The sequence below is a fragment of the Streptomyces sp. NEAU-sy36 genome (assembly GCF_013423905.1).
Lineage (GTDB): Bacteria > Actinomycetota > Actinomycetes > Streptomycetales > Streptomycetaceae > Streptomyces > Streptomyces misionensis.
On record NZ_CP058977.1, the window covers coordinates 3198037 to 3214186 of the forward strand.

General features: G+C 71.3%; 15 protein-coding genes. 6 read left to right on the forward strand and 9 right to left on the reverse strand.

Annotation, left to right across the window (positions count from 1 at the left end):
* The first annotated feature begins 3 nt into the window (after positions 1-3).
* The 3 genes from HZZ00_RS14690 to HZZ00_RS14700 all read left to right on the forward strand — a co-directional run bounded on the left by HZZ00_RS14690 (position 4) and on the right by HZZ00_RS14700 (position 3616).
* Complete coding sequence (locus HZZ00_RS14690; RefSeq protein ID WP_180332603.1) at positions 4-1860, forward strand: M1 family metallopeptidase; 1857 nt, start codon at positions 4-6, stop codon at positions 1858-1860.
* A 136-nt stretch (positions 1861-1996) separates the two neighbouring features.
* A complete protein-coding gene (locus HZZ00_RS14695) occupies positions 1997-2845 on the forward strand; it encodes a lysozyme (protein WP_180332604.1) in 849 nt (282 codons plus the stop codon).
* 99 nt (positions 2846-2944) lie between these two features.
* Complete coding sequence (locus HZZ00_RS14700; RefSeq protein ID WP_257585797.1) at positions 2945-3616, forward strand: hypothetical protein; 672 nt, start codon at positions 2945-2947, stop codon at positions 3614-3616.
* A 30-nt stretch (positions 3617-3646) separates the two neighbouring features.
* On the opposite strand, the gene HZZ00_RS14705 is transcribed toward HZZ00_RS14700, so the two are convergent.
* A complete protein-coding gene (locus tag HZZ00_RS14705; protein ID WP_180332605.1) occupies positions 3647-4375 on the reverse strand; it encodes a TetR/AcrR family transcriptional regulator in 729 nt (242 codons plus the stop codon).
* An 88-nt stretch (positions 4376-4463) separates the two neighbouring features.
* Here HZZ00_RS14705 and HZZ00_RS14710 point away from each other — a divergent pair, with 88 nt between their 5' ends.
* Entirely contained in the window at positions 4464-5324 is an 861-nt protein-coding gene (locus HZZ00_RS14710) for an SDR family oxidoreductase (RefSeq protein ID WP_180332606.1), read from the forward strand.
* Positions 5325-5364: 40 nt separating this feature from the next.
* Here HZZ00_RS14710 and HZZ00_RS14715 read toward each other — a convergent pair whose 3' ends face one another.
* Both HZZ00_RS14715 and HZZ00_RS14720 read right to left on the reverse strand, forming a co-directional pair.
* Positions 5365-6549, reverse strand: a complete 1185-nt coding sequence (locus HZZ00_RS14715; protein ID WP_180332607.1) for an aromatic acid exporter family protein — start codon at positions 6547-6549, stop codon at positions 5365-5367.
* Positions 6550-6684: 135 nt separating this feature from the next.
* The gene (locus HZZ00_RS14720) at positions 6685-7860 is read right to left on the reverse strand and encodes an FAD-dependent monooxygenase (protein WP_180332608.1); all 1176 of its coding nucleotides are present in this window, start codon (positions 7858-7860) and stop codon (positions 6685-6687) included.
* Positions 7861-7951: 91 nt separating this feature from the next.
* On the opposite strand from HZZ00_RS14720, the gene HZZ00_RS14725 reads away from it, so the two are divergent.
* Both HZZ00_RS14725 and HZZ00_RS14730 read left to right on the forward strand, forming a co-directional pair.
* Positions 7952-8506: a TetR/AcrR family transcriptional regulator gene (locus HZZ00_RS14725; protein WP_180332609.1), complete on the forward strand. Its 555-nt coding sequence runs from the start codon at positions 7952-7954 to the stop codon at positions 8504-8506.
* 379 nt (positions 8507-8885) lie between these two features.
* On the forward strand, positions 8886-9344 hold the full coding sequence (locus tag HZZ00_RS14730; RefSeq protein WP_257585947.1) for a PaaI family thioesterase: 459 nt from the start codon (positions 8886-8888) through the stop codon (positions 9342-9344).
* Between the two features lie 78 nt (positions 9345-9422).
* On the opposite strand, the gene HZZ00_RS14735 is transcribed toward HZZ00_RS14730, so the two are convergent.
* From HZZ00_RS14735 to HZZ00_RS14760, 6 genes are all read right to left on the reverse strand, one after another.
* Entirely contained in the window at positions 9423-9821 is a 399-nt protein-coding gene (locus tag HZZ00_RS14735) for a PaaI family thioesterase (RefSeq protein ID WP_180332611.1), read from the reverse strand.
* Between the two features lie 78 nt (positions 9822-9899).
* Positions 9900-11162 (reverse strand): beta-ketoacyl synthase, encoded by a 1263-nt coding sequence (locus tag HZZ00_RS14740; RefSeq protein WP_180332612.1) that lies wholly within the window; start codon positions 11160-11162, stop codon positions 9900-9902.
* Positions 11163-11173: 11 nt separating this feature from the next.
* A complete protein-coding gene (locus HZZ00_RS14745; protein ID WP_180332613.1) occupies positions 11174-11449 on the reverse strand; it encodes a phosphopantetheine-binding protein in 276 nt (91 codons plus the stop codon).
* A gap of 18 nt (positions 11450-11467) precedes the next feature.
* A complete protein-coding gene (locus tag HZZ00_RS14750; protein WP_180332614.1) occupies positions 11468-13210 on the reverse strand; it encodes an AMP-binding protein in 1743 nt (580 codons plus the stop codon).
* Entirely contained in the window at positions 13207-14733 is a 1527-nt protein-coding gene (locus HZZ00_RS14755) for a B12-binding domain-containing radical SAM protein (protein ID WP_180332615.1), read from the reverse strand. The genes HZZ00_RS14750 and HZZ00_RS14755 overlap by 4 nt, the downstream gene beginning before the upstream one ends.
* Positions 14730-16037 carry a radical SAM protein gene (locus tag HZZ00_RS14760; protein WP_180332616.1) on the reverse strand — a complete coding sequence of 436 codons (1308 nt, stop codon included), beginning with the start codon at positions 16035-16037 and terminating at the stop codon, positions 14730-14732. Before HZZ00_RS14760 ends, HZZ00_RS14755 begins: the two co-directional genes overlap by 4 nt.
* Positions 16038-16150 lie beyond the last annotated feature (113 nt).

The following is a 16150-nucleotide window of genomic DNA, read 5'->3' on the forward strand; positions in this document are numbered from 1 at the left end:
CGTGTGAGACCGACCCCCCACAAGGCCGCGGGCACCGCCGCACTCACCACCGCCGCCCTGGCCGCCTTCCTCCTCCCCGCCATCCCCGCCGCCGCCCGCCCGGCCACCGCTCCCGCGGACTGCACGGCGGCCCAGGTGGTCACCGACGGCGGCTTCGAGAACGGCGGTTCGGCGTGGACCGCGTCCACGTCCACCGTGATCACCAGCCGCACCGGGCAGACCGCCCACGGCGGCAGCAACTACGCCTGGCTGGACGGCACCGGCAGGACCCGTACCGACAGCCTCGCCCAGAGCGTCACCATCCCCGGCGGATGCGGCACCGCGACGCTCAGCTTCTGGCTGCACGTGGACACCGCCGAGACGACCTCCGCCACCGCGTACGACAAGCTGACCGCGAAGATCGGCGGCACCACCCTGGGCAGCTGGTCCAACCTGGACAAGAACACCGGCTATGTGCGCAAGTCCTTCGACGTGTCGTCCTTCGCCGGGCAGACGGTGAACCTGTCCTTCACCGGCACCGAGGACTCCAGCCTCCAGACCAGCTTCGTCCTGGACGACATCGCCCTCGACACCTCCGGCGGCACCGCGCCCCCGGCCACCGACCCCACCCGGACCCCGGCGGCCCCGTCGTACACCGTGAACCTGAGCAGCGACACCAGCGGCACCGCCTGGACCGGGCACGAGAGCGCGACGTTCACCAACGCCTCCGCCACCGCGCTGAACGAGGTCTACCTGCGGCTGTGGGACAACTACCACGGCACCTGCGACGCGATGCCGATCAAGGTCACCAACGTCACCGGCGGCACCGCCGGCGACCTCTCCGTGGCCTGCACCGCCCTGAAGATCACCCTGCCCGCCCCGCTCGCCCAGGGCCAGAGCGCCACCATCGGCTTCGACCTCGGCATCACCGTGCCCAGCGGCGCCGACCGCTTCGGCCACGACGGCGCCTACAGCTTCATCGGCAACGCGCTGCCCGTCCTCGCCGTCCGCGACGCGGCGGGCTGGCACCTGGACCCTTACACGGACAACGGTGAGGCCTTCTACTCCCTGGCCGCCGGCTTCAAGATGACCCTCGACCACCCGAGCGGCCTGCTGGTCCCGGCCACCGGCACCTCCACCGACACCCCCGGCTCCAGTGGCCGTACCGTCACCACGGCCACCGCCTCCCAGGTCCGCGACTTCGCCTGGGCCGCCGGGCCCTTCACCAAGATCTCCGGTACCTCCCCGTCCGGGGTCGCGGTGAACGTCTACTCCGTCTCCGGCATCAGCTCCACCAGCGCCCGCTCCATGCTCGGCACCGCCGAGTCCGCCGTGGACGCCCACGCCGCCCGCTTCGGCGCCTACCCGTACGGCGAACTGGACGCGGTGCTCGACAACAACTACTGGTTCGGCGGGATGGAGTACCCCGGGTTCGTCCTCGACCTGGTCAGCAGCACCGCGCTCACCCATGAGATCGCCCACCAGTGGTGGTACGGCATCGTCGGCGACGACGAGTACAACAACCCCTGGCTGGACGAGTCGTTCGCCGACTACGCCACCGACCTCGCCCAGGGCGACACCGGCACCAACTGCTGGAACAGCGTCTCCTGGGCGTCCAGCACGGAGAAGATCACCAACTCGATGGCGTACTGGGACGCGCACTCCTCGCGCTACTCCACCGTGGTCTACGGCTACGGCAAGTGCGCCCTGCACGATCTGCAGCGCGTCCTCGGCGACACCGCCATGGCCAAGCTGCTGAAGGACTACGCGACGGCGCACTGGTACGGCGTGTCGACCACGGCCGACTTCAAGGCCGCCGCGCAGGCCGCGACCAGCACGGATCTGACGTCCTTCTGGGCCCAGCACCGCATCGACGGCTGACGGGCACCGGCCGGCCGCGGGCACTCCCGTGGCCGGCCGGCACCCCTGTGCGGGGCCACTCGTATGGACCAAACGCGGTATCGGGCGGGCGTGTTGAGGGGGGCCCGGAGTGCGGCGCCGCCCGATGCCGGGTCAGATGGAATCCGTGCGAAGCTCGATACTCCTCACCCGCGGCCGTCCACGCCTGACCGTCACCGGCGTGCTGACCGGCCTCCTCCTCACCTTGTCCGTCCCGGCGGCCGTTCCCGACAGCGGCGCCGCGACCCCCGAGCGGGGCAGCGCCTACATGGGCATGGGCGTCCTCACCCACGACGGTGCCCACGCCGACGCCTCCGACGACTCGCTCTCCGACTCCCGCACCGGCCAGACGGAGGGCGTCGACGTCTCCAGCCACCAGCGCGACGTCGCCTGGTCCACCCTCTACGGCAGTGGGGTGCGCTGGGCGTACACCAAGGCCACGGAAGGCACCTCGTACCGCAACGCCTACTTCACCCAGCAGTACAACGGCCCGTACAAGCTCGGCATGGTGCGCGGCGCCTACCACTTCGCGACCCCGGACAGCACCGGCGGTGCCGCCCAGGCCGACTACTTCGTGGCCCACGGCGGCGGTTGGTCGGGCGACGGCAGAACGCTGCCCGGCGTCCTCGACATCGAGTGGAACCCGTACGGACCGGCCTGCTACGGCAAGTCGAAGAGCCAGATGGTCGGCTGGATCCGGGACTTCCTCAACCGCTACAAGGCGCGCACCGGCCGTGCGGCGGTGATCTACACGGCCACCAGCTGGTGGACCCAGTGCACCGGCAACTACGGCGGCTTCGGCGCGAACCCGCTGTGGGTCGCCCGCTACGCCTCCACGGTGGGCAAGCTGCCGGCCGGCTGGTCCTCCTACACCATGTGGCAGTACACCTCCACCGGCAAGACGGTGGGCGACCACGACCGCTTCAACGGCAGCCTCGACCAGCTGCGCGACTTCGCCACCGGCTGACACCCCGGCCAGGAGGGCGGGACGGCGGCGCCGACGGGAAACCGACCGCGCGCCGGGCCCCGGTGGCGTACCGTGGCGCCGGTCCGGGAGGGGGACGGGATGAAATGGTTGCGCAGCGGGCGGGGCGCGCGGGGCACGGTGGCCAAGGTGAAGGCGGACGGGTTCGCGGCCGTCGGGGGCGGGCCGGGCCCGGTGCCGGTCGGCGCGGGCGCCCCGGTGCTCCAGCGGCTCGCGGGCGACGGGAGCCGGGTGATGGAGCTGACCACCTCGTCGGCGCCGGTCGTCGTCGGCATCACGCACCACGGACGCGGCCACTTCGTCGTGGACGCGCTGGACGGCAGGATGCGCTCGGGGAGCCAACTCGTGTACACCGACGGGCCCTTCGCGTGCCGTGCCCTGGTCAACGCCGACGACCGGCCGGTGCGCGCCCTGCGGATCGACGCGGACGGGCCCTGGGTGGTCGAGGTGACCGGTCTGGACGACGCCGTCGTCCTCGAAGAGCATGCCGAGCGCGGCGCGTCGGACGTCCTGCGCTACGCAGGCGGCCCGGCCGTTGCCCGCCTGCGGTACGCGGGTGCTCCGCGCTCAGACGGCGGTTGCTTCCTCGTCGACACCTTCGAGCCGGACGGCTCCGGTTTCCTCGACGAGCTGGCCAACCATGCCGGTCCCTGGTCCGGTGAGGTCCCGCTCCCCGGCCCGTGCCTCATCCACGCGCAGTCGGACGGGCCGTGGTCGATCGGCGTACGGCCCCTGGCCGGTCAGGTGTACTGACCCCCGCGTTCTCGGCAGCGGGCGGCCTGGTCAGGCAGGGGGCGCGCCACCGTCCGCCGCCAGGCGCGTGAGCCACTCGTGCAGCAGGCGCTGCTCGGCGTCGCTCAGGACACCGGCGCTGTCGGGGAGGGCGGCGCGCAGCGCGCGGGCCGCCGCGGCGGGGCCGGACTCCGCGGCGGGGACCAGCGGCTCGGCGCGCGTGACAGCCGCGATCATGGACTCGCGCAGGATGGTCAGCAGCGCCGGATCGCGGCGGTCCGCGGGGGTGGAGTGCCAGGTGGTGACCGCGCCCTGGCCGGTCGCCTGGATGATCTGGGCCGCCAGTTCCTCGTCGACCCGCAGCCAGCCCCCGGCCGCCAGCCGACGCACCCGTCCGTGGAGGATCTCCAGGCCCGCGCGGTGCGCCGCGTCCGATCCCCGGCCGGCGGCCCGGTGCATCACCGCGAACAGCTCGGGCCGGGAGACCCCGAACTCCACCACCATGTCCCAGCCGCGGCGCAGCTCCTCCACCGGGTCCTGCGGGGCGGGATCGAGCTGTGCGCGCTTGCGCTCCAGGAACTGCGCGTAGCCGTGTTCGGCGACGGCCTCCAAGAGCCCGTCCTTGTCGCCGAACAGGCGGTAGATCGCCGGCGGCTGCATGCCCGCCGCGGCCGCGACCGCGCGGGTGCTCACCGCGTCGGGGCCGCCGTTCTCCAGTAGCTCGACGGCGGCTTCGACGATGCGGTGCCGGGGGCTGTCGGTTGAGTCGCGGGTAACCATGAATCGATGATACCGAGAATATGGTTCCGCTGGAATTTCCAGTGTTACTGTTGCTGAGCTTCCATCGGAAACAGTCACGGAGAACGTCATGATCATCGTTACCGGAGCCACCGGAAAGCTCGGCCGTCGCACCGTCGAGCGCCTGCTGGAGCGCGTCCCCGCCGACCGGGTCGGCGTCAGTGTCCGCGATCCGCACAAGGCCCGGGACCTCGCCGACCGCGGCGTCCGCGTGCGCCAGGGCAGCTTCGACGACCCCGCCTCGCTCGCGCACTCCTTCGAGGGCGCCGAGCAGCTGCTCCTGGTCTCCCTCGACCGCACGGGCCCAGAGTGCGTCGGCGGCCACCGTGCCGCCATCGACGCCGCCGTGCGCGCCGGCGTCGGCCGCATCCTCTACACCAGCCAGATGGGCGCCGCCCACGACTCCCGCTTCCAGCCCTGCCGGGACCACGCCGAGACCGAGGACCTGCTGCGCGCCACCGGCCTGCCCTGGACCGCGCTGCGCAACGGCTTCTACGCCTCCAGCGCCCTTCAGCTCCTTCAGCCCGCCCGACACACCGGCGACATCGCCCTCCCCGCCGACGGCCCGGTCGCCTGGACCGGCCACGACGACCTCGCCGAGGCCACCGCGGCGATCCTCGCCGGGCAGGCCCGCTTCGAGGGGCCCACTCCGCCGCTCACGGGCCCGGCGGCGCTCGACTTCGACACCGTCGCCGAACTCGCCTCCAAGGCGACCGGACGCACCTTCACCCGCACCGTCGTCCCCGACGACGTCTTCCGGGAGCAGACCCTGGCGCACGGTGCCCCGGCCCCGATCGCCGACCTGCTGCTGAGCATCTTCGCCGCGGCGCGCGGCGGCGAGTTCACCGCCGTGAACCCGACGCTGGCCGAGCTGCTCGGGCGGCAGCCCGCCACCTTCGGCAGCCAGCTGGAGCGCGCCTGGGCCGCATAGGCCCGGTCGGCCGCGGCAACGGCCCTGCGGGGCCACATGGCTAGGGCGTCGCCGAGGCCAGGAGCTGGTCGGCCAGGCGGTTGGCCTGGGTGAGGAGGGCGCCGTAGGTGGCGACCTCGTCGGGGTCGTCGGTGGTGGAGCGGGCCAGGTCGCGGCGCAGGGTGTCGAGCGTGTCGCGCAGGCCCGCCACCTCCGTGCGCAGCTCCTCCTCGCAGTCGGCGTCGAACCTGCTGTGGCTGTAGAGCCGCAGAGCGCGGGCCGTCCGGTACAGGAACCGGGCGTAGCTCAGGGCGAGTTCGGGATGCGGGCGGCGGGCCGCGCGCTCCTCGGTCGCGGCCTCCAGCACCGTGCGGGTCACCCCCGCGGTGTGCACGGACGCGTAGTCCAGCACGGCGAGCGCGTCGTCGTACCCCTTGCCGGGCAGCGGCAGCGCACCGGCGCGGCGGCGGACGTTGGCGCGCAGGCTCTCCCGGCTCCACTCCACCGCGGAGCGGGCCTGGTCGACCAGTTGGTGCAGCCGCAGCGCCCGGTCGTGCCAGGCGCTCGCCTCCTCCGCCTCCCAGTGTCCCCGGGCCAGCCCGTCGGCCACCTCGTGCAGGATGTCGTGGGCCTCCTCGGTCGCGTCCCGCAGTACCGCCCGGGTGTCGCGCAGATACAGCGGCGGGCGCACGAGCGCGTTGACGGCGATGCCGACGCCCGCGCCGAACAGCGCCGCGGCGATCCGGTCGGCCGAGGTGGCGACGGTGACGGCGCCGTTGGTGAGGACGAACAGGGCGCCGGTGGCCGCGTAGATGCCCTGGCTGCCCAGCCGCCGCCAGTGCCCGAGCAGCATGGCGACCGGCAGCACCACCGCCATCGTCACCGCCGTGCTGTGCACCAGCAGCCCGACCGCCGTGGCCGTGATCGTCCCGACGGTGATCGCCGCCAGCTGCTGGAGGCCGTGTGCCAGCGACCGGTACACGGTGGACTCCACCAGGACCACCGCGACCCATGGCGCGACGAACGCGACCGGCGCGTGCAGCCACCACCCCGCGATCATCCAGGCCACCCACGCGGCCAGCGCCGCCTTCAGCGCCTGGACCGCCAGGTCCCGCTCCCGCCCGGGCTCCGCCCAGGCGCGCCGCACACTGCGCACCGCCGCCGACAGATCCAGCCGCAACACCTGCCCCGCCCGCCGCACGGCATCCCCGACGGCCCGTACGGCGGCTCCACGCCCACATCGCATGTGTCCCGGGTGGCCACTGCGGGCCGGGATATGCGCCCGGCCTGGGGCGGGACCCGCTGGTGCCCGCGGCCGGGCGCCCATCCGGACGGGCCGGCGAACGGTCACGCGCCCGCCCCGGCCGCCGGTCACACGGCCCTACGGCACCCTCGGCGCGGTCGCCGGCCGCGGGGCCGTCCAGTCCGCGTGACGCAGAATGGCCCGCATGGTCATGCCCGACGGTGCCAGGCGCAGGGCGGTGTTGCGGAGGGTGACGGCCAGCGGGTTGGACAGCCGCTGGCCCATGCGGCCGGCCTGGCGGGCGGCGCGGGCCACGGCCTGGGAACGGGGACGGCGTTCGGCGTCGTAGCGGGACAGGGCCGCGGGGAGGGACGGCGCGTCCGCGAGGGCGGCGGTCAGCGAGGCCGCGTCCTCCAGTGCCTGGCAGGCGCCCTGGCCGAGGTTGGGTGTCATCGCGTGGGCCGCGTCTCCGAGCAAGGCCACCCGGCCGGAGACGAACGACGGCAGAGGAGTGACGAGTTCGTTGATGTCGTGGTGGAGGACGTCCTCGGGCCGGGTGGCGTCGAGGAGCGCGCCGACCGTACCGTGCCATCCGGCGAGACGGCGGCGCAGCATGCCGAGCGGATCGGTGTGCCGTACGCCGGGCGGCGAGTTGAGCACCGCGTGCCACTCGGCGTGGCCGTCGGTGAACCCGATGTGCCCGAACTCCGCGCCCTCGCCCCAGGTCAGTTCGAAGTCCGTGGGCAGCCGCAGCGGGTGCTCGGTGATCGCCCGCAGGACCGTGGAGCCGCTGTACGCCGGGCCGGGGTGGTCCGGGAAGAGCTGGCCCCGCAGCCGGCTGCCCACCCCGTCCGCCGCGACCACCAGGTCGGCCGCCATGATGCCGTCCGGCAGCGGCACGCCCACGGTGTCCGGGTCGCTCAGGTGGAGCGAGGGTACGGTCGCCCCGATGTGCAGGCACTCGTCCGGCAGGGCGGCGCGCAGCAGCCGGTGCAGGGCCGAACGGCGGATGCCGACGATCGGCGTGCCCAGCGCGCGCTCCAGCGCGGCCCCGTCCATCCGCGCCAGCCACCGGCCCGACGGGGTGCGCGTGCCCCCGGTGTACTGCGGACGCGCCGCCTCGCGGACGGCAGCCCCGACGCCGAGCGCGTCCAGGGCCCGCAACCCGTTGGCGTGCAGCGAGATTCCCGCGCCCGCGTCGTCCAGGACGGCGGCCCGCTCCACGACCCGTACCCGCCAGCCGATCCGGCGCAACCCGATGGCCGCCGCCAGCCCGCCGATGCCGCCCCCGACGACCACCGCCGTCTCACCCATGCCGACCCCCTTCGCCTCGGTTTTCTACAGCTGTAGAAGACCGTACCGCAGGGTTTCTACAGCCGTAGAAGCAGGGGTGTAGAAAGAGGAGGTGTCCACAGACCGACGTACTCTCCTCGCCGACACGGCCATCACGGTGCTCGCCGACACGGGCATCCGGGGGCTGACGCATCGCGCCGTCGACCGGGCCGCGGGCCTGCCGCCCGGCACCACCTCCGCCTACTTCCGTACCCGCCAGGCCCTCCTGGCCGCGCTGGTACGGCGCCTCGTGGCCCTCGACCAGGCGGAGCTGGAGGAGATGTCGGCACGGCTGCCGGTCCGGGACGCGGACGAACTGGCCGCCGGGATCGCCGCGTTGGTACGGGTGCGGCTCACCGGGGACGGGCGCCGCCGCTCGCTCGCGCGCTACGCCTGCGCCGTCGAGAGCGCCCGGCACCCCGAGCTGCGGGAGATCCTGGTGCCGCGTGAGAACCGGGCGCGGCAGGCGGTGTGCGACTTCCTCGCCGCGCACGGGGTGGCGGAGCCGCAGGAGCGGACGCTCACGCTGCTGACCTGTGTCGACGGGCTGGTGTTCGACCGGCTGGTGAACGGCGGCGACGTCCGGGACGAAGAGATCGCGGGGCTCGTGACCGCGGCGCTGCGCTGACCCCGAACACGACGGCGGCGCCGCCTCCGTGGGACAGGGAGACGGCGCCGCCGCGCTTCACGCGCCCTGGGGCGTCAGACCAGCCACCCCACGAGGTGGACGAGGCCGGCCAGGACGTTGGTGAGGATGTTCATGATGGTGCTGCTCCTTGCGATGTGCCTATGCGTTGGGACTGTGCTCAGCTACGGTCTGCAGCCCGTCACTCGCACAACGCAAGTCTCACCCGATCGAAGCAGTCGAGCCGCTCGGATGGACGACGGCCACCTGTTCGAGGGAACAAGTGATCCCTTGTTCGATCATGTGGCCCCCGCCCCGCGGAGTAGTCTCGGGCCGCACGGCCGCAACCGTCGACGACGACAGCGCGAGGAGAGACGTGGAACTGGAACCGCAGGTGTTACCGGATCAGGTCAGCCCCGGGGTACTGGCCCGCGTGCAGGACAGCTTCGACCGGCAAGGGCTCATGCGGACCCTGGGAGCTCGCATCACGCACATCGCCCCTGGCCGTGTGCACATCACGCTGCCCCGGGGGGAAGAGGTCTCCCAGCAGCACGGCTACATCCACGCCGGCGCGACCAGCGCCATCGCCGACAGCGCGGGCGGCTACGCGGCCTTCACCCTCTTCCCGGAGGGCTCCACCGTGCTCACCGTGGAATACAAGATCAATCTCCTGGCTCCCGCCGGGGGCGACCGCATCGAGGCGGTGGGCACCGTGCTCAAGTCCGGCCGGACGCTGACGGTGTGCCAGCTTCAGGTCTTCGGCCACGAAGGGGACGAGAAGACCCTCGTCGCCACCGGACAGCAGACGCTCATCTGCCTGGAGTCACGCCCGGACCGGTGAAGGACCCGGCACCGTCCGCGTTCCCGTCCGGCGGCCGGCCGCCGGACGGGAACGCGGGTCCGGCCGGCCGCCGCGTCCTCAGTCGTCGTAGCCGTCGAGGTCGGAGAGGCGGATGCCGGAGACGGTGTACGTGCCCTGGCCCGCCGCCACGAGCTTGCCGCTGTCGCTGTAGACGTCGCTGCGCGTGACGTAGATGGTCTTCCCCGCGGTCACCACCTCGCTGGTGGCCAGGATTCCCTCGTGCCGCACCGGGCGGATCAGATTGATGTGGTAGTCGACCGTGAGGACGCTGTAGGTCTCCTCCATCGAGTTGGCCGCCATGAACCCGGCGGTGTCCGCGACCTCGAACAGCATCGCCGCGTGCAGGAAGCCGGCGTTCTGCGTCAGATCACCGTGGAAGGGGATGGCGACCCTGGCCACTCCCGCCTTCTCGATCTCGATGGTCTTGTCCAGGAACTGGGAGATCCTGCACTTCATGCAGCAGCGGGTGAGCCTCTCGAAGTGAGTCGACGCGGAACCCAAGACGGTCTCCTTCAGGGAACGGATCGTTCGCGGCTAGGCCCGCGACACGACGAGACTGGCATTGATCCCGCCGAAACCGAAGGCGTTGACCAGACAATGGCGCAGCTCGGTCTTCCGCGCGTCGACCGGGATGTCGAGGTCCGCGAACGCGGGATCGCTCTGCTCGTACTTCAGGGTGGGCGACACCGTCTGGTGCCGGAGCGCCATCAGGGCGGCGGCGAGGTTCATCGGACCGTTCGCGGCGAACGTGTACCCCGTGTGGCCCTTGATGGAGGTGACGACCGGCGGCCGTCGGGAGTCCGACACCAGCTCGGCCACGGCGGCGAGTTCGGCCGCGTCGCCCCCGACCATGCCGGACGCCTGCGCGTATACGCAGTCGATCGCGTCCGCGGCCACCGCCGCGTCGGCCAGTGCGCCGGTCATGACCCGTACGACATGAGGGGTCGAGATGCCCGTGATGTCGTCGCACCCGCTGTTCGTGGCATACCCGGTCAGTTCGCCGTACCACCGCGCACCACGCGCTTCGGCGTGCGCGCGGTCCTCCAGCAGGAAGACGGCCGCGGCCTCGCCGACGACCATCCCGTCCCGGTGGCGGTCGAACGGGCGCGGTGTGCTCGCCGGGTCGTCGGACCGGCTCAGGGCCCTCATGGCCTGGAAGCCGGAGTAGGTGATCGGGGTCGTCACGGCCTCGGCGCCGCCGGCCAGCGCCCAGGTGCGGGCACCGGACCGGATCGCGCGCATCGCCTCTCCCACCGCCTGGCAGCCACTCGCGCAGGCACCGGCGATCGTCAACTGCTCGTTCGTGATCCCGTGCTGCAGGGCGATCGCGCTCGCGGCCATGTTGGGGATGAGCGAGGGGATCAGGAACGGGCTGGTCCTGCGCACCCCTTGGTCCTCCTGTTTGAGGACACCGGCCTCGATGCTGGGCAGTCCGCCCATGGCCACGCCCAGGAAGACGGCTCCCCCCGGCGGGAGAGCCGCCCGAGGGGTGCTCGCGTCGTCGTGCGCCCGTACGGCGAGTCCGCTGTCCGCGACGGCCTGGTCCGCGGCGAACAGCGCGTAGCGGACGAACGCGCTCATCCGCTTGAACTCGAACCGGAACGGGCCCGGCGGGAGTTCCACGGCGGAGTCGTCGACCTCGCCGGCGAGGCGGCTGCGGAACCGGCTCGGGTCGAAACGGGTGACCGGCGCGATCCCCGAGCGTTTGGCCACGAGGCCCTCCCACAGCTCGCCGGCCGTCGAGCCGAGCGGGCAGACCACTCCCGCACCGGTGACCACCACGCGTCGGCGCCGCACCGAGGGCCGGGTCAGGCCTGCTGCCCGGACACGGCCTGGGCGCTGCGGATGTAGTCCTCCAGGTCCTGCAGCGTCTCGATCTTCTCCATGACGGATTCGTCGAAGTCCACCGAGAAGCAGTCCTCCAGGTAGAGCAGCAACTCGACCAGCTTGAGGGAGCTCATCCCCTCGATGGAGTTGCTGATGTGCGACTGCGGGGTCAGATAGGAGACGTCACGTTCCATGAACTCACCGATGTGCTCGGTGATCCGGGCGAAGAGTTCCTGGTCCTGCTTCCCGTCCTGCATCGTGTTCCCCTTCCGAGGTCATGCCCGTCCGCTCAGTGGTGCCGTGGCCCGGTGCGCGTCGATGGTCCCGTCCTCGATCATCCGCCGGCACAGATGGCGCTGGATCTTGCCGCTGGTGGTCCGGGGCAGGCGCGCGCGGGGCACCCAGTGGTAGGTGACGCCGTTGATCCCGAAGGTCTCGTCGAGCGCGTGGCTCACCCGGCCGGTGAGGTCCTGCCGGTCACGGCCCTGGGCGAGCCGTTCGTCGAGCAGGAGGTGGAGCTGTTCGGTGTGCAGCGTCGCGTCACGGACGCCGACCGCGACGACCGCGGGAGTGCGAGGGCTCCGGAGCACGGCCTCCACGAACCGCTCCACCTGGTCGGGGACGTAGTTGCGGCCCGCGATGATCACGATGTCCTTGCTGCGGCCGGTGACGTACAGCTCACCGCCGAGCAGGTAGCCGAGGTCGCCCGTGCGCAGGTGGCCGTCGGGCCCCCTGATCCCGTCCCCGGCCGCGGCGGCCCCCTCCGCCGCGTCGGCGGTGGCGCCGCCGGGCCCGGGGAGGTAGCCGTCGATCACGCTGGGCCCGGCGACCTCGATCTCACCGATCACGCGGTCGGGCAGCGGCTTCCCGTCCGGGTCGACCACCCGCAACGCATGGCCGGGCACCACAGGGCCCACGCACATCATGCCCGTGGTGCGCGGGTCGCCCGCGGCGCAGGGCTCGGCGTAACCCCGCGCCGCGACGGCCTCGGCGTCGACCCGGTCGACGGTGTACGGCCGGGTGACATCGGAAATGGTGACCGCGAGCGTGGCCTCCGCGAGCCCGTACACGGGCCTCAGCGTCGTCTCGGACAGCCCGAACGGGCCGAAGGCCGCCTGGAACTCGCGCAGGGTGGCCTCGTGCACGGGCTCCGCTCCGCACAGGGCGACCCGCCAGGCCGACAGGTCGAGGCCCTCGGGCGGCCGCTTTGCCGCGACCCGCGCGCAGATGTGGAAGGCGGAGCTGGGCGCGGGCGACAACGTGCCCCGGTAGCGGCTGATCCAGTGCAGCCAGGACATCGGGTTGCGCAGGAAGTTGACGGGATCGGCGAGCACCATCGGGATGCCCGCGTGCAGCGCGTACGAGATCCCGACGAGTCCCATGTCGTGGAAGAGCGGGAGCCAGCTCACCAGCGTGTCGTCGGCCGTCCCCCGGATCGCCTCCGCGATCGCCCGGACGTTGGCGACGAGGTTGCCGTGCCGGATCACGGCCAGCTTCGGCGCGCCGGTCGAACCGGAGGTGGCCTGGAGGTGGGCGAGCGAGTCCGGCGTCGCCCGCGGCGCGTCCAGCGGGGCCTGGGCGCCGCGCAGGGCGTCCGGAGTGATCACCGGCACCGGCAGCGACGGGGCCAGGGCACCGGCCAGTTCCCCGGTGGTGACCACCCGCACGGCCCCCGCGTGCGCCACCAGCCGGCCGAGGTGGGCGCAGTAGCGCGACATGCTGCCGGTGGTGGGCTCCGCCGCGACGACCGGCACGACCCCGGCGTGGAGGCAGCCGAGGTAGACCGAGAGGAAGTCGCGCGAGGTGGGCAGGACGAGGATCACCCGGTCGGCCGCGTCGATGCCCTGTGCCGTGAGCCCGGAGACGGTCCGCGCGACCAGGCGGCATACGTCGGCGTAGCTGAGCGCGAAGGCGTCCTGTGACCTTTCGACGACCTGGAACGCCGTCCGGTCGGGGGTGCGCGCCGCGCTGTCGAGGAGCGCGTCGACGACGGTCGCCGCCGGGCGCCGGCCGGTCATCGGGCGTACGCCTTCACGAACTCGACGTCCGAGCGCCTGGACGACCCCTGAAGCCAGGTGCGCAGGTCGCCGTACCGGCTGTCGAAGTCGGCCTTGAGCAGGTCCTCCTTCAGGGCGCCGGACGATGTGTAGTACGGCTTCTCCAACTCGGCGAGGAAGCGGATGTGCTGCTCCATGCCGGCCCGCCCGCGCTCCACGCTGCGCGCGTACGCCTTGAGCCGGGCCCGCCGCTGCGGCCGCCGCTCGATCTCGAACGCCCGCTTGAAGAAGATGTCGTAACTGTCCAGGATGCCCTGCTGCAGTTCGCTGGGGCGCATGTGGCGGGGGAAGATGCCGACGAAGGAGTAGTGCTGGTACGTCGGCACCTCCATGATGATCCGGTGGTCCTCGATGTCCTGGCGCGCCCCGAACAGCAGGTCCTGGAAGGGGTATTCGGCCAGACACACGAAGACCGGGTGCATGATCCGGGCCTCGGCGCACCAGTACGCGGTGGCCTCGATCGCCTGACGGTCCTGTACGTCCAGTCCGAAGATGATCGCGGAGTGGATCGCGATGTCGTTCTCCGCGAAGCGCAGCAGGCGTTCGGTCTGTTCCGAGGCGTCCACGCGCTTGTTGAACGCCTGGAGGACGCTCGGGTCCTCCGACTCCACACCGAGGCAGTACTCCTCGAAACCCGACCGCTTGAGGTCGAGGACCAGGTCCATGTCGTCGGCGTGGTTGATCCGGCTCATGGCGATGAACTTGTAGTCGCGGTCGCGGAAGGTCTCGGCGATCTCGCGGCAGTAGTCCTTGCGGGTCGTGAAGTTCAGGTCGGTGACGTAGAAGCGGCTGCAGCCGGTCTGCCGGTGGATGGCGTCGAGTTCGCTGCGCACGTCCTGTGCCGTCTTGGTGCGGAAGCGGCGTCCGAGCAGCCGGATGGCGTAGCAGAACGAGCAGTTGAACGGACAGCCACGCGACATCGAGACCGTCGCCCAGTGCAACTTGGGCGCGCGCGCGAGCAACTGGGGGTTGATGGCGTTGGCGAAGCTGCCGAATCGGGTGACCTTGTTCAGGGTCAGCCTGCCGTCGGCGCCGATGTAGGCCAGGTTGTCCACGTCGGTGACGGCCCGGCCGTCCTCCAGCGCCCTGATCAGCTGGACGCAGGGGATCTCTCCCTCGGCGGTCACCGCGTAGTCCGCGTAGCGCAGCGCCTCGTAGGGCGCGAACGCCGCGTGCGGCCCGCCCATGACCACCACGCAGTCGGACCGCTTGTGGCGCTTGATCAGTTCCAGGGTCTCGATGTTGGACCAGAAGTGCGTGGCGAGCGCCGAGATCAGGATGTAGTCGTACTCGGCGAGGGGGAAGTCCCCGGGCTTCTCGCCCCAGAACATCTGGCACATCTCGACGCGGGCCGCCGGGAACTCGTGCTGGACGAACGAGGCGACGTAGTAGATGCCGTCGTTGTAGGTGGTGGCCAGCGTGGAGGCGTCCGGATAGGACTCGTGGAACCCCAGCTGGACACAGAGGATCTTCAGGTCCCTCATGACGCGGGCTCCGCCGGGGTGGTCTGCCTGCCGGCGTGCCGGCGCGCGATCTCCCTGCGCACCTTGTCCTTCATCTCCTGCTTGAGCTTGGCGGCGATGCGCTCGGGGTCGTTGACCCGTCGCTGTGCCCAGGCCAGCAGGTCCCGTGCCTCGCTGCGGTTCATCTTCGGGTGTTTCCACACCAGGTTGTACAGGTCGTGCTTGCTGAGGTCCGGCTCGTCGACCAGGTGCTCCATCTGCCGGTACAGCCGGGTGCGGTGGAACGGGGTCAGCAGCGTGAGCTGACAGGCGAACAGCCCTTCCTGGCTGAGCTGCTCGATGTCGTACTGCATGTCCTCGATGCTGTCCTCGGCGAATCCGACCATGAAGGTGCCCAGGGCCCGGCGCCCGTTGTCGATCAGCTCGCGCACGGTCTGCCGGACGTTGTAGACGTCGTCGCGTTTCTTCACGTCGGCGACGTTCTTGTCCCGGTAGGACTCGATGCCGACGATGGCGCCGTCCATGTAGCGATCGGTGAGTTCGGGAATGCGCCCTCGGATCAGGTCGGCGCGGGTCAGGCAGATCCACGGCAGCTCGCGCTCGGCCAGGGCGTCGACGACCTGTTCGGCCAGCGAGTTGGTGAGGAAGAAGCTCTCGTCGTAGATGATGACGTGACCGACCTTCGCGTCCCGGTATGCGTCGAGGGCCGCGTAGGTGTCCTCCATGAAGATGGCTTCTTCTTTTGGATTGAAGACCGGGGTCGAGCAGAAGGTGCAGCCGATGTTGCAGCCGCGCTTCGAATACAGGTATCCGACGGGAGAAGTGATCCCGCGGAATCCGCTCTCTCCCATCATCGCGGGGTGCCGGACCCGGGGCAGCGGTGTGCCGTAGACGTACTGGTGGATCGGGGCCTCGCCGGCGCCTTTCACCAGCCTCGTGAAGTGCTCGTCTATATCGGGTGTGAGAACGCCGTAGTTCCCGCCCCAGATCTCGGGTACTTCCGCCTCGCGTGCGGCCTTGGCCATCTCGATCGCGACCGGTGTGGACCAGGTGTAGAAGCTGATGCCGACCATGTCCCACGGCTCGGAGTGCAGGGCGTCGAGATATTCCTGCCAGGTCGGGTATTCGAGGATCTCGACGTCCGGAACATTGTGCTTGATGAAACGGAGGCCGGTCGGCGGACATGTCACGGAGAGCCGGTCCTCGACGTCCACGGCGCATGTCCAGGCCATGTAGGTATCGGTCCGGTCGTACCAGTTCCCGCCCACTCCGTTCGGCTCGATCAACGCCTCTTTGGGAGCAGTGGTCAGGAGCACCCTCTTCATTTGCCGTCCCCTTCGCCTGGAATTTGTGGTTCCGCGAACAAGCCGTGTTCGACAGCACGTCAGAATGTGTGCGCATTGCCGGTGAGATGGATGTGAGCTGAAGGTGCTCTGAG